The 12,461-nt window shown below is 68.9% G+C and carries 11 protein-coding genes; 5 read left to right on the plus strand and 6 right to left on the minus strand.

What is annotated here, in order from left to right; all coding sequences use genetic code 11:
* Positions 1–28: 28 nt before the first annotated feature.
* From ASG17_RS04070 to sucD, 3 genes are read left to right on the plus strand one after another with little or no spacing between them, the layout of a single operon-like run.
* On the plus strand, positions 29–283 hold the full coding sequence (locus ASG17_RS04070; RefSeq protein WP_056099563.1) for a hypothetical protein: 255 nt from the start codon (positions 29–31) through the stop codon (positions 281–283).
* Positions 273–698 (plus strand): PIN domain-containing protein, encoded by a 426-nt coding sequence (locus tag ASG17_RS04075; RefSeq protein ID WP_056099566.1) that lies wholly within the window; start codon positions 273–275, stop codon positions 696–698. Before ASG17_RS04070 ends, ASG17_RS04075 begins: the two co-directional genes overlap by 11 nt.
* Before the next feature lie 18 nt (positions 699–716).
* A complete protein-coding gene (gene sucD, locus ASG17_RS04080) occupies positions 717–1,619 on the plus strand; it encodes a succinate--CoA ligase subunit alpha (protein WP_056099569.1) in 903 nt (300 codons plus the stop codon).
* Between the two features lie 100 nt (positions 1,620–1,719).
* Here the strand turns inward: sucD and ASG17_RS04085 are convergent, their stop codons facing one another.
* Complete coding sequence (locus tag ASG17_RS04085) at positions 1,720–2,940, minus strand: DNA recombination protein RmuC (protein ID WP_056099571.1); 1,221 nt, start codon at positions 2,938–2,940, stop codon at positions 1,720–1,722.
* Between the two features lie 168 nt (positions 2,941–3,108).
* On the opposite strand from ASG17_RS04085, the gene ASG17_RS04090 reads away from it, so the two are divergent.
* A complete protein-coding gene (locus tag ASG17_RS04090) occupies positions 3,109–4,941 on the plus strand; it encodes a DEAD/DEAH box helicase (RefSeq protein WP_056099573.1) in 1,833 nt (610 codons plus the stop codon).
* Positions 4,942–4,944: 3 nt separating this feature from the next.
* On the opposite strand, the gene argF is transcribed toward ASG17_RS04090, so the two are convergent.
* The 4 genes from argF to thrC all read right to left on the minus strand — a co-directional run bounded on the left by argF (position 4,945) and on the right by thrC (position 10,301).
* Positions 4,945–5,859 carry an ornithine carbamoyltransferase gene (gene argF, locus ASG17_RS04095; protein ID WP_056099576.1) on the minus strand — a complete coding sequence of 305 codons (915 nt, stop codon included), beginning with the start codon at positions 5,857–5,859 and terminating at the stop codon, positions 4,945–4,947.
* 147 nt (positions 5,860–6,006) lie between these two features.
* Positions 6,007–7,200, minus strand: a complete 1,194-nt coding sequence (locus ASG17_RS04100; protein ID WP_255353995.1) for an aspartate aminotransferase family protein — start codon at positions 7,198–7,200, stop codon at positions 6,007–6,009.
* A gap of 270 nt (positions 7,201–7,470) precedes the next feature.
* The gene (locus ASG17_RS04105; RefSeq protein ID WP_235560352.1) at positions 7,471–8,883 is read right to left on the minus strand and encodes a response regulator; all 1,413 of its coding nucleotides are present in this window, start codon (positions 8,881–8,883) and stop codon (positions 7,471–7,473) included.
* A 26-nt stretch (positions 8,884–8,909) separates the two neighbouring features.
* On the minus strand, positions 8,910–10,301 hold the full coding sequence (thrC, locus tag ASG17_RS04110) for a threonine synthase (RefSeq protein WP_235560353.1): 1,392 nt from the start codon (positions 10,299–10,301) through the stop codon (positions 8,910–8,912).
* 113 nt (positions 10,302–10,414) lie between these two features.
* Between thrC and ASG17_RS04115 the strand changes: the two genes are divergently transcribed.
* Positions 10,415–11,380: an aspartyl protease family protein gene (locus tag ASG17_RS04115; protein ID WP_056099585.1), complete on the plus strand. Its 966-nt coding sequence runs from the start codon at positions 10,415–10,417 to the stop codon at positions 11,378–11,380.
* A gap of 160 nt (positions 11,381–11,540) precedes the next feature.
* On the opposite strand, the gene ASG17_RS04120 is transcribed toward ASG17_RS04115, so the two are convergent.
* Positions 11,541–12,389: a neutral zinc metallopeptidase gene (locus tag ASG17_RS04120; RefSeq protein ID WP_056099587.1), complete on the minus strand. Its 849-nt coding sequence runs from the start codon at positions 12,387–12,389 to the stop codon at positions 11,541–11,543.
* Between the last annotated feature and the right edge of the window lie 72 nt (positions 12,390–12,461).

Here is a 12,461-nt window from a genome sequence, read left to right on the forward strand (position 1 = left end):
CTCCACATAACCCGTGTAACTCCTCCGCGTGACCCGCAACCTGACCCTCGCAATCGACGACGACCTTCTCGACAAGGTGCGGGTGCTGGCGGCTATGAAGCGGACGACGGTCAATGAGGCGGTGCGCGGCTTCCTGACCCAATGGGTCCAACAGGAGACGTCCAAGGACGAGGCACGCGAGGCGCTGCTCAAGCTCATCGACGAATCCAAGGGCCGGATGGGCGATTGGAGACCCGGTAAGCGCGACGAAATCTACAGCGGGGACCGTCGGTTTGATCGCTGATCCCGAGGTCTTTCTCGACACCAACATCCTGCTCTACGCCGCGCTTGGCCAGGACCATGCGGGGTATCGGTGGGACCGTGCGCGCGAGATCGCGCTGACCGAGGACTACTGCACTTCGGGGCAGGTTCTGGCGGAGTTCTACAACGTCGCCACGCGCAAGGGCGCGCCCCCGCTGACATCAGATGAAGCGCGCGAATGGGTTCGCGTTATCGCCCTGAAGCCGTGTCAGCCCGTGACGCCGGACGTGGTCGTAGCCGGCATCGACAACGCCCGGCGCTATCAGCTGTCCTATTGGGACGGCGCCATCATCGCCGCTGCCGAGAAGATCGGCGCGCGCGTCCTCTATTCCGAAGACCTCAATCACGGCCAGACCTATGGGTCCGTCCGCGTCGAAAACCCCTTCCTTCCCGCCTGACTTAACAAGCGAGCCTTTATGTCCATCCTCGTCGACAAGAACACCAAGATCATCGTCCAGGGCCTGACCGGCAAGACGGGCGGGTTCCATACCGAGCAGGCGCTGGCCTATCACGGCACCCAGATGGTCGCGGGCGTGCACCCGACCAAGGGCGGGACCAACTGGACCGGCTCGCACGGCGAGAGCCTGCCGATCTACGCCTCGGTCGCCGAAGCCAAGGACGCCACGGGCGCCGACGCAAGCGTGATCTATGTGCCGCCGTCGGGCGCCGCGGCCGCCATCATCGAGGCCATAGACGCCGAGATCCCCTTCATCACCTGCATCACCGAGGGCATCCCGGTCTTGGACATGGTCAAGGTGAAGCGTCACCTCGAAGGCTCCAAGTCGCGCCTGCTGGGCCCCAACTGCCCGGGCATCATGACGCCGGACGAGTGCAAGATTGGCATCATGCCGGGCTCCATCTTCAAGAAGGGCAACGTCGGCATCGTGTCGCGTTCCGGCACCCTGACCTATGAGGCGGTGTTCCAGACAACCAACGAGGGTCTGGGCCAGACCACGGCCGTCGGCATCGGCGGCGATCCCGTCAAGGGCACCGAGTTCATCGATGTGCTGGAGATGTTCCTGGCCGACGATGAAACCACCTCGATCATCATGATCGGCGAGATCGGCGGCGGCGCCGAGGAAGACGCGGCCCAGTTCCTGATCGACGAGGCCAAGAAGGGCCGCTCCAAGCCGATGGCCGGTTTCATCGCGGGCCGCACCGCTCCGAAGGGCCGCACCATGGGCCACGCCGGCGCGGTGGTCTCGGGCGGCAAGGGCGATGCGGAATCCAAGATCGCGGCCATGGAAGCGGCCGGCATCAAGGTCTCCCCCTCGCCGGCGCGCCTGGGCAAGACCTTGGTCGAAGTGCTGAAGGGCTAAGCCCTTCAGGGCGCTATGCTCGCCGCGCGGCGGCTCGCGACTTGAGCGCCTTCTGAACACTGAGCCCCGTCGCCGTCTGGCGGTGGGGCTTTTTGCTGGCCTAGTTGCCGCCGTCGATGGCGATCAACTCGGGCTTGCTGAGGCTGCGCGGCGTCTGTTCGACCGGCGGCAGCTCGGGCAGCTGCTTGCCCTCGTGATCGACCTGCAAATCCTCGAAGCGGCGGGCCTGGGTCATGACCTGCGTCTCCAGCGAGCCGACGAACTTGTTGTAGTGATCGACCGCCTGTCCCAGCGTCCGGCCGACCGAGGCGGCGTGACCGCCCATGACCGCCAGGCGCTTGTAGAGCTCCTTGCCCAGCCGGGCGACGTCCTCGGCGTTGCGGGCCTGCTCCTCGGCGCGCCAGCCATAGGCGACGGCCTTGCACAGGGCGAACAGGGTGGTGGGGGTGACGATGACGACGCGTGACGCCATGGCCTGGGTCATCAGCTCGGGCTCATGATCCAGGGCGGCCGCCAGGAAGGCGTCGCCCGGCACGAACATGACGACGAAGTCCGGGCTGGGCTTGAACTGGTCCTGATAACCCTTGGCCGACAGGCCACGCACGTGGGTCTTCAGGCTGGCGGCGGTTCGCAGCGACATGGCCAGCGCCTGCGCCGCCTCGTCGCCGTCGGTAGCATCGGCGAAGGCCAGCGGGACCTTGGCGTCGATCACGAACATGCCGCCGCCGGGCAGTTTGACGATAAAGTCCGGTCGCGACTGGCGGCCTTCGTCATTGGCCTCGGACGTCTGTTCGGTGAAGTCGAAGCGGCCCGCCATGCCGGCGGCCTCCAGCACATTGCGGCAGGTCTGTTCGCCCCAGCGACCGCGCCGGCCGGTATTGCCCTTCAGCGCCTCGGTCAGGCGGCGCGCCTCGTCGCGCGTGGCGGTAGAGGCGGTCATCAGAAGAGTGAGCTGTTCCTTCAGCCCGCCGGTCTCCTCGGCGCGCGTCTTCTCAAGCGCCGCAACCTGGGCCTCGAACTTGGCCAGGGTCTCGCTGACCGGCTTCAGCTGGGCGTCCAGCCGCTCGCGGTTGGCGCGGTCCTGAGCCTGGAAGGTCTCGGTGGCGCGGGTAACCAGCTGGCTGGCCACCGCCTCGGCCGACTGGGCCGCCTGAGCCCGCAGCAACTCCGTCATCGTGCCGCGGCTGTCCTCGATCAGGACGATCCGCTCCTCGGCCAGAGCCAGACGCCCCAGCGCCGACTGGCGGCCCAACAGGGCCCAGACGAAGCCGCCGGCGCTGACGATGGCGATGACGGCCAAGATGAAGGCGATGGTGTTCATGCTCCGTTCCTAGCGGCAATTGGCGATGGAATGAAGCGGGCCACGCGCTTTATCGACAACCCACGTTACGGCTGCCCCACGTCCGCCTTGATCGGTCTGTAAAGCCCGCGTCCCATTCCGCCCGGCCGGGTCTTCCACCCGCCGGGCGCTGCTGTTTTCAGGTTTTCAATGCCCTTTCCCGCCGTCCATCCCGCGCTCGATCGCGCCCTTGCCGCACGCGGCTATGCCGAGCCGACGCCGGTTCAGGCCGCCGTGCTGGAAGAGGGGCTGAGCGATCAGGACCTGCTGGTTTCGGCCCAGACGGGGTCGGGCAAGACGGTCGCTTTCGGTCTGGCGGCGGCGCCGACGTTGCTGCCGGACAGCGAGGCGTTCGGCATGGCCGACGCGCCGTTCGCCCTGGTCATCGCCCCGACGCGCGAACTGGCGATGCAGGTCTCGACCGAGCTGACGTGGCTCTATGCCGAAACGAAGGCCAAGATCGCCACCTGCGTCGGCGGCACCGACGCCCGCCAGGAAGCGCGCAAGCTGAACGCCGGCGTCCACATCGTCGTCGGCACGCCCGGCCGCCTGAAGGACCATATCGACCGGGGCAACCTGGACCTGTCGGCCATCCGCGTCATCGTTCTGGACGAGGCGGACGAGATGCTGGACATGGGTTTCCGCGAGGACCTGGAATACATCCTCGAGCAGGCGCCGGCCGAGCGCCGGACGCTGCTGTTCAGCGCCACCATCGCGCGTGAGATCGCGGCGTTGGCCAAGCGCTACCAGAAGGACGCGGTGCGCATCGACACCACGGACCGCACCCGCGCCCACGCCGATATCGAATACCGCGCCATGCGGATCGCGCCGAACGAGATCGAGCACGCGGTCGTCAATGTGCTGCGCTATTTCGAGGCGCCGGGCGCGCTGGTGTTCTGCTCCACCCGCGAGTCGGTGAAGCATCTGCAGGCGGCCCTGCGCGAGCGCGGCTTCTCCTCGGTCGGCCTGTCGGGTGAACTGAGCCAGCGTGAGCGCACCGATGCGCTGCAGGCCCTGCGCGACGGCCACGCGCGGGTCTGCGTCGCCACCGACGTCGCCGCGCGCGGGCTGGATCTGCCGGACCTGGGTCTAGTGCTTCACGCCGAACTGCCGGTCAACCGCGCAACCCTGCTGCACCGTTCGGGCCGAACAGGTCGGGCGGGCAAGAAGGGCGTCTCTGTCCTGCTGGTGCCGAACCCCAAGCGCCGGCGCGCCGAGATGCTGCTGTCCTCCGCCGGGGTCGAGGCGACCTGGGAAGGCGCGCCGACCGCCGACGCCATCCGGGCCCAGGACGACGCCCGTCTGCTGGCCGCAGACATCTTCTCTGGCGAGACCAGCGACGAGGACATGGCGCTGGCCCGCAAGCTGCTGGGCGAACGCAGCGCCGACGAGATGGCCGTCGCCCTGGTCCGCATGCTGCGCGCCAAGATGCCGGCGCCCGAAGACCTGACCGATCCCGGCGATCGCCCGCTGCGCAAGGAGCGCGGCGATGCGGCCACCGCCTGGCCGACCGAGCGTCTGCAGGCGCACGAGGTGACCTGGTTCCGCGCCAGCGTCGGCCGCCAGCAGAACGCCGATCCCAAGTGGCTGATCCCGCTGATCTGCCGCCTGGGCGGGGTGACCAAGCGCGACATCGGCTCGATCCGCGTGCTGCCGGACGAGACCCGCTTCGAGATCTCGCTGGAGGCGTCGGAGAAGTTCCAGGCGGCCCTGGGCAACGCCGCCAAGGGCGAGCCGGTGACGATCACGCCGTCCAGCGCTCCGGACGGCGCCTACAAGACCAAGCGCGCCTTCACGCCGCGTCGCGAGGAAGGCGGCGAGGACCGTCCGCGCAGCTTCGACCGCAAGCCCGGCGGCAAGCCGCCCTATGCTGGCAAGCCGAACGCCGCCAAGCCGCCCTACGCCGGTAAGAAGCCGTTCCAGGGCAAGCCCGGCGGAAAGCCCCCTTTCAAGGGCAAGCCGTTCAAGAAGGCGGCGAAGTAGGCCTCAGCCCGCGAAGCACCAGGCCAGCACGGCCTTCTGGGCGTGGATGCGGTTCTCCGCCTCGTCCCAGACCAGCGACTTCGGCCCGTCGATGACGGCGTCCGTCACCTCTTCGCCCCTGTGCGCCGGCAGGCAGTGCAGGAAGGCCGCGTCGGGGGCCGCCAGGGCCATCAGGGCGTCATCGACGCCGTAGGCCTCGAACGCTTCCAGCCGCTCTTCGTAATCCTGATCGCCCATCGACACCCAGGTGTCGGTGACCACGACGTCGGCGCCGGCGACGGCCTCGCGCGGGTCGCTGGTCAGGGTGGCGTTGTTCCCGGCGCGGGCCAGGTCATGCAGGTCGGGGTGATACTCGGCCGGGCAGGCGACGTTCAGGTGGAAGCCGAACTTGGGCGCCGCATGCAGGAAGCTGTGGCAGACGTTGTTGCCGTCGCCGATCCAGGCGATCGTCTTGCCGGCGACCGGGCCGCGATGCTCCTCGATGGTCATCAGGTCGGCCAGGATCTGGCACGGGTGGCTGCGGTCCGTCAGGCCGTTGATGACCGGCACGGTGGAGACACGGGCGAACCGCTCGACATCCTCGTGGTCGTTAGCCCGGATCATCACCGCATCGACCATGCGCGACAGCACCTTGGCGGTGTCCTCGACCGGCTCTCCGCGTCCCAGCTGCATGTCCGTGGAGTTGGCGATGATGGCCGAGCCGCCCAGCTGGCGGATGGCGGCGTCGAAGCTGAAGCGGGTCCGCGTCGAGTTCTTCTCGAAGATCATCGCCAGCACGCGATCCTTTGCCGGCGCATCGGCGTCGGCGCGACCCTTGGGCCAGCCCTTGCGGGCGGCCTTGCGGGCGTGGGCGTCGTCCAGAATGGCGCGCAGCTCGGTCGCGTCCAGCCGGTGGATGTCGAGGAAGTGGCGAACCATAGCCCGTCCTTATCCCACCCCGGAACGGGGAGGGTGGTCCCGCAGGGACCGGGTGGGGACGGCCCTGAGACACCGGAAAAGAGTTGGGTCGCCCCCACCCGGCCGCTGACGCGACCTGCCCTCCCCGCCGGGGGAAGGAGCTCAGTCTTACGCCGCCGCCTTAGCGCGCACCGCTTCGCACGCGCCTTCGAAGCGGCGGATGGCTTCCTGGGCCTCTTCCAGCGTCAGGTTCAGCGGCGGCAGCATCCGCACGCAGTTGTCGCCGCCGCCGGCGATCAGCAGCTGCTGCGTATCGCGCGCCGTCGCCATGAACTCGCGATTGTTCGGGATCAGCTTCACGCCGACCAGCAAGCCCTTGCCGCGCACATCGGCGATCACGTCGGGGAAGCGCTCCTGCAACCCGACCAGTTGCTGCTTCAGATAACCGGCGATGGCGTTGACGTTGTCCAGGATCGCCGGGGTGTTGATCGTGGTGAAGGCCGCAAGGCCGACCGCCATGGCCAGCGGATTGCCGCCGAAGGTCGAGCCGTGGACGCCCACCACCATGCCCTTGGCCGCATTGGTCGTGGCCAGGCAGGCGCCGATGGGGAAGCCACCGCCCAGGGCCTTTGCCACCGCCATGATGTCGGGCGCCATGCCGGCCCATTCGTGGGCCCAAAGCTTGCCGGTCCGGCCCATGCCGCACTGGACCTCGTCGAAGATGATCAGCACGCCGTACTGGTCGCACAGCTCGCGCAGCCCGCGCAGGCAGTGTTCGGGCATGGCGCGGCAGCCGCCCTCGCCCTGGACCGGCTCGACGATGATGGCGGCGGTGGTCGGCTGGGCGATGGCCGCCTTGATGGCGTCGTGGTCGCCCCACTTCAGCTGATGGAAGCCCTCCATCGGCGGGCCGAAGCCTTCGGTGTAGCTGGGGTTGGCGGCGGCGTTGATCGCGCCATAGGTCCGGCCGTGGAACGAGCCGTCGAAGCCGTAGATGTCGATGCGCTCAGGCTGGCCATTGGCCACGTGATGCTTGCGCGCCGTCTTCAGCGCGCACTCGACCGCCTCGGTGCCCGAGTTGGTGAAGAAGACCACGTCGGCGAAGGAGTTAGCGCACAGCTCGTCGGCCAGTGCTTCCTGGCCCGGAATGCGGAAGATGTTGGAGACGTGCCACAGCTTCTCGGCCTGGGTCTTCACCGCCTCGACCAGCACGGGGTGGGCGTGGCCCAGGCCGTTGGTCGAGATGCCGGCGACGCAGTCCAGATACTCGGTCCCATCGGTCGACCACAGTCGGGCGCCCTTGCCACGATCCACTTCCAGCGGCGCGCGGTTGTAGACTCCCATCAGGTGTTCGGTGGACACGTCGACCTCCAAAAGCACGAAGCCCCGGCGGGGTTCGCCGGGGTTTTGAAAGCGTGACTTGTCGGGCTGGAGCGGCGGTTAGTCAACACCGAGGCCGGGCCTTCGCCACACCCGGTTCTACCCCACTGCCGTCATCCTCGGACTTGATCCGAGGATCCGGTTGTCCAGTGGGCCATCGAGGCAAGCTGAGACGCCGCGCCATGCGCCATCCTTCCTCGCGCACGATCCACACCTGATCCTCGGATCAAGTCCGAGGATGACGGTCGAGAACTACGCGGCCACCGCGCCGGCATTGGGATCGGTGATGGCCCAGACGGCGACCGTCTCCATCAGCTGGGCGATATTCACCGGCTTGGCCAGGCAGTCGTTCATGCCGACCGAGGCGTAGAGATCGCGCTGCGCGCCCAGGGTGTTGGCGGTGACGGCGACGATGGGAACGCACCCGCGCAGGCCGGGCAGGGCGCGGATAGCGCGCGTCGCTTCGACCCCGTCCATGACGGGCATCTGGATGTCCATCAGGATCAGGTCCCAGTCCGCGCCGGCGGCGGCCTCCAGCCCTTGCGCGCCGTCCTCGGCGGTCTCGCAGACCACGCCTTGCGAGCCCAGAATGGTGGTGACCAGCAGACGGTTGCTGTCGTTGTCGTCGACATAGAGAACGCGCACGGCGCCGGCGGCGGCCTCGGGCATGGCGACGGCGGGCACGGCCGGGCAGGGCGCCGCCACAGTGGGCAGGTCGCCCTCGTTGCGGTCGATCATCTGGTTCACGACCGTGAGCAGACGCTGGCCGGCCGCATGAATGCGCGCCGCCTGGCTGGTGGCCGCGCCGGGCAGATCCGAGCCCTGCAGCAGCTCCGAGAACCCCAGCACGGCGTTCAGGGGGGTGCGCAGTTCGTGCGACATCTCGGTCAGGAAGTGTTCGCGGGCGCGGGCGACGGCGGCTTCGCGCTCGGCGGCGACCTGGGCCTGCTGGGCCTCGACCCGCTCGGTCACGTCGCGCTCGTTCAACAGAACGCCCAAGGCGCCCGTGACCGGATCGGTCACAGGTCGCGCGTCCATGTTGTGCCAGCGCCGACCGTGGACGGTGACCGCCTCGACCAGCTCGGAGGCGACCTGTCCGCCCAGCGCCCGCTTCAGAATCGGCTGGCTGAGTTCCGGTCGGGCGAAACGCGCTTCAAACGGGTGACTGGGCGAGCCGTATGCGGCGAAGGCGGCGGGGTTGCAGAAGACCGGCGCGCCCTCGGCGTCGAACAGAGTGATCAGTGTCGAGGTATGCCTCAGCGCCTCGGCGGCCCTGCGCTCTTCGGCGTCCACGTCGGCGGGGGCCGCCTCGAACATCAGCACCGGACGGCCGTCCTCCAACCGGTAGGTGGATATCAGGGCCTGGACGGTGACCGGCTGGCCGTTGGGATAGAAGGTCCAGCGCTCGTAGACCTCCTCGCCGTTCGCCGTGACCTTGGCGAGGCGGTCGGTGCGCGCCTTCACGGCCTCGGACAGCTGCGAAAAGTCGCGCGCCAGCAAATCCTCAAGCGTCCGCGCGCCCCACAGCGCCAGCGCCGGGGCGTTGGCGTAGACGCCCGTCAGATTGATCGGATCGAACAGCCAGATGGGTCGCTTCAACGCGTCCCACGCCCGCATCCGCGTGGCGCTTTCCGTCTGGTCGAAGCCTGTCCCCATGCGCCCCATGTGCCACGGCGGCGCTTAAGCCATCGCTAAGTCGGCGATCCGGTGAACGCCTTTATCGACGACAGCGCCGCCTCGACGGTCCCGTCGATGACGCTCAGGCGTTCCGGCCGATCGCCGAGCGCTTTGATGACCGGCGCGGGCTCGGGCTCGAACCCAAGCACCTCCGACACCACGTCGCCGAACTTCGATGGATGGGCGGTGGACAGGGCGACGATGGGGCCGGCGCTGCGGTCGAGGGTGCGCGCGACGCCCAGGGCTACGGCGGTGTGCGGACAGACGACGCGGTTCCAGGTCTTCCAGGCGTAGGCGATTTCTTCGCGCGTCCGGGCCTCGTCGATGGAGTGCGCGGAGACCTGGGCGCGTAAGGAGCGCAGCAGGCCGGCGTCGAAGGTTACTTCGCCGTCGCGGGCGAAGGCTTCGAACAGGTCGCGGGTGCGGTCCGCGTCGCGGCCGGTCGCCTCGAAGATCAGGCGCTCGAAGTTCGACGGCGCCTGCACGTCCATCGACACGCTGGCGCTCTCGCGAGCGGGCTTCCTGGCGTAAACGCCGTTGTTGATGGCGCGGGCCAGGGCGTCGTTCTGGTTCACGGCGGCGACGAAGCCGTTCGCCGGCAGGCCCATCCTCTGGGCCGCGATGCCGGCGAAGGCATCGCCGAAGTTGCCGGTCGGAACGACGAACGTCGCCGCCTGACCCAGCTGGGCGGTCGCCGAGACATAGTAGGGGATCTGGCCCGCCAGCCGTGCCCAGTTGATCGAGTTGACCGAGCTGAGGCGGCCCTGCGCGCGCAGGTCTTCGTGCGCCAGCAGCGCCTTCACCAGTCGCTGGCAGTCGTCGAAGTCGCCGCGCACGGCCAGGTTCAGGACGTTGTCGGCCTGGGTGGTCGTCATCTGCCTGCGCTGCACCGGCGAAACGCGATCCAGCGGATGCAGCACGACCAGCCGCACCCGGTCCTTGCCGGCGCAGGCGTTGACGGCCGCGGCGCCGGTGTCGCCCGAGGTGGCGGTCAGGATGGTCAGCCGCTCGCCCGATGCGGTCAGCGCCGCGTCGGTCAGGCTGCCGACCAACTGCATGGCCAGGTCCTTGAACGCCGCCGTCGGCCCGCGGAACAGCTCCAGCACGAACAGGCCGGGCTCCAGCTCGACCAGCGGCGTCACCAGGGGATCGTCAAAGCCGCCCGCCAGATGATCCAGCGCCGCATCCAGCGCGGATGCGGGCAGGGCGCCGCCGATGAAGGGCGCCAGTACCGCCCGCCCGATGGCGCGATAATCGGTCGTCCCTTGCGCCGCCTCGGAAAGGCAGGGCCACGCCTGCGGCATATAGAGGCCGCCGTCCGGCGCGATGCCGCGCAGCAGGGCGTCGGAGAAGTCGGCGCTGGAAGCGTCGCCACGGGTGCTCAGATATTGGTCGGCGGTCGTCATGATGGTCAAGCTCGTAGCCAGACGGCGCCGCATCGTCATCCGCAAACTGCGGTTCGCAGGCCCGCGACAACGCAGATGTGGCGCCGGGGACCGATCCAGCGCATTGCTAGAGGGTGAGGCGGCGCGACATCCTGATCCGATTGGGCCTGCTGGGCGCCGGCCTGGGCGGCGCCTGGTGGCTCCGCGACCGGGTGCTGTGGCGCGAGCCGGACCTGGCGTTTCCGGCCGGGGGCATGACCGACTGGCTGCCCTTTGCCGAGCGGCGCGCCGCGACGCCGACCGTTGATGTGACCCTGAACGGCCGGACCGTCCGCGCCCTGATCGACAGCGGCGCCCAGTATTCCGTCATCGACCGGGCGCTTTTCCAGGACTTGGGCCTGACCCAGGCGTTCGACATGCCGCTGGTGGCCTATGGCGTCGGCGGCGGGGCGCAGGTCGGACGCGGCACGACGCTGGATCTGGATGTCGGCGGCGTAGCGATCACAGGCCTGCGCGCCGCGATTCTGGGCCTGGGCCCCTTGGCCGATGCACGCGGGCTGGGGGCGCCGGTAATCCTGGGTCAGGATGTGCTGGGGCGGCTGGTGCTGGAAGTGGACGCGGGCGAGCGGCGCGTCCGCCTGGTCCGGCCGGACGCCTTTGTCCCCGATCCCGACATGCGCGAGACGCCGGCGAAAAAGGCCGGCCGGGCGCTGGCCGTGATAGTCACTGCCGAGGGGGCGGAAGTCGAGGCGGTGGTCGATACCGGCGCCACCGCCATCCTGGCCCTGACCGAAGGCGCGGCCGAGACCGCGGGCCTGCTGGACGGGCGCGCCACCGATACCGGGACCAGCATCGTCCTGGGCGGTGCGATCGAGGCCCAGACCCTGACGGCGCGGACGGTCACCATCGGCGACGCCCTCTATCGCCAGGTCACGGTCGCCATCTACGGCTCCGCGCCGATCCCCGGCTTTCCCCAGGCGCTGGTCGGGATGGAGGCCTTCGCGGGCCGGCGCGTGGCGCTGGACCTCGCGGGGCCGAAGCTATGGACCTCGCGCACGATGGACGTGCGGGTGGAGCGGCCGAGGCGGCGCGCGGGTTAGGCCCGCCGCCCACCACCCGTCATCCTCGGACTTGATCCGAGGATCAGGTTGTCTGGTGCACTATCCCGCCGGCTGAAGCGCCGCGCTCCGAGCCATCGCAAATCAGCACGATCAACGCCTGATCCTCGGATCCAGTCCGAGGATGACGGAGGGCTGCGCCTTACGCCCCGCTGAACGTATCGCAGCTGGCCGGATCGCCCGACTGGTAGCCGCGTCGCAGCCATTCGACCCGCTGGGCCGACGAGCCGTGGGTGAAGTTCTCGGGCGAGATACGGCCCCCGCCACGCTGCTGCAGCGTGTCGTCGCCGATGGCGTTGGCGGTCTTCAGGCCCTCCTCAAGGTCGCCGGCCTCCAGCGCCACTTCGCCGTTCGACACCTGGGCCGCGTGGGCCGCCCAGACGCCGGCATAGCAGTCGGCTTGAAGCTCCAGCGCCACGGAATATTGGTTGGCCTCGGCCTCGCCGCGGGCGCGCTGCTGGGCCTGCTGCACCTCCTGCGACGCGCCCGTCAGGGTCTGGACGTGGTGGCCGAACTCGTGGGCGATGACATAAGCGCGGGCGAAGTCGGCGCCCGAGGCGCCCAGCTTGCTCTCCATCTCCTGCCAGAAGGCCAAATCCAGATAGACGGTGGAATCGGTCGGGCAATAGAACGGCCCCATCGCGGCCTGACCGAACCCGCAGCCCGTGCCCGTACCCTGAGAATAGATGACGACCTTGGGCGGCGTATAGCCTTGCAGCTGGGTCTTCCACACGTCGTTGATGTTGGTGCCGACCACGTCGACGAAGCGACCGGCCTGATCCTCCGGCGTGCCGACCTGCCCCTGTTCCTGGGTCCCCGCGCCGCCAAACTGGCTGGCCAGCTGGGTCGTGGTGTTCGGATCTATTCCGAAGACGAAATAGCCGATCGCCGCCAGCACCAGCGTGCCGATCCCGCCGCCGGCGAGCACGCCGCCGCTCATCCCGCGCCGATCCTCGACGCCGCCGCCCGTCCGTCCACCTTGCCAGCGCATGGTCGCCTCCCAGTCCCTTTGAAGCCAAGCTAGGCCGGAACGCGGTCCGGAGGGAAGGGATGCAGTCCGCCC

Source organism: Brevundimonas sp. Leaf363 (genome assembly GCF_001424025.1).
Taxonomy (GTDB): Bacteria; Pseudomonadota; Alphaproteobacteria; order Caulobacterales; family Caulobacteraceae; genus Brevundimonas.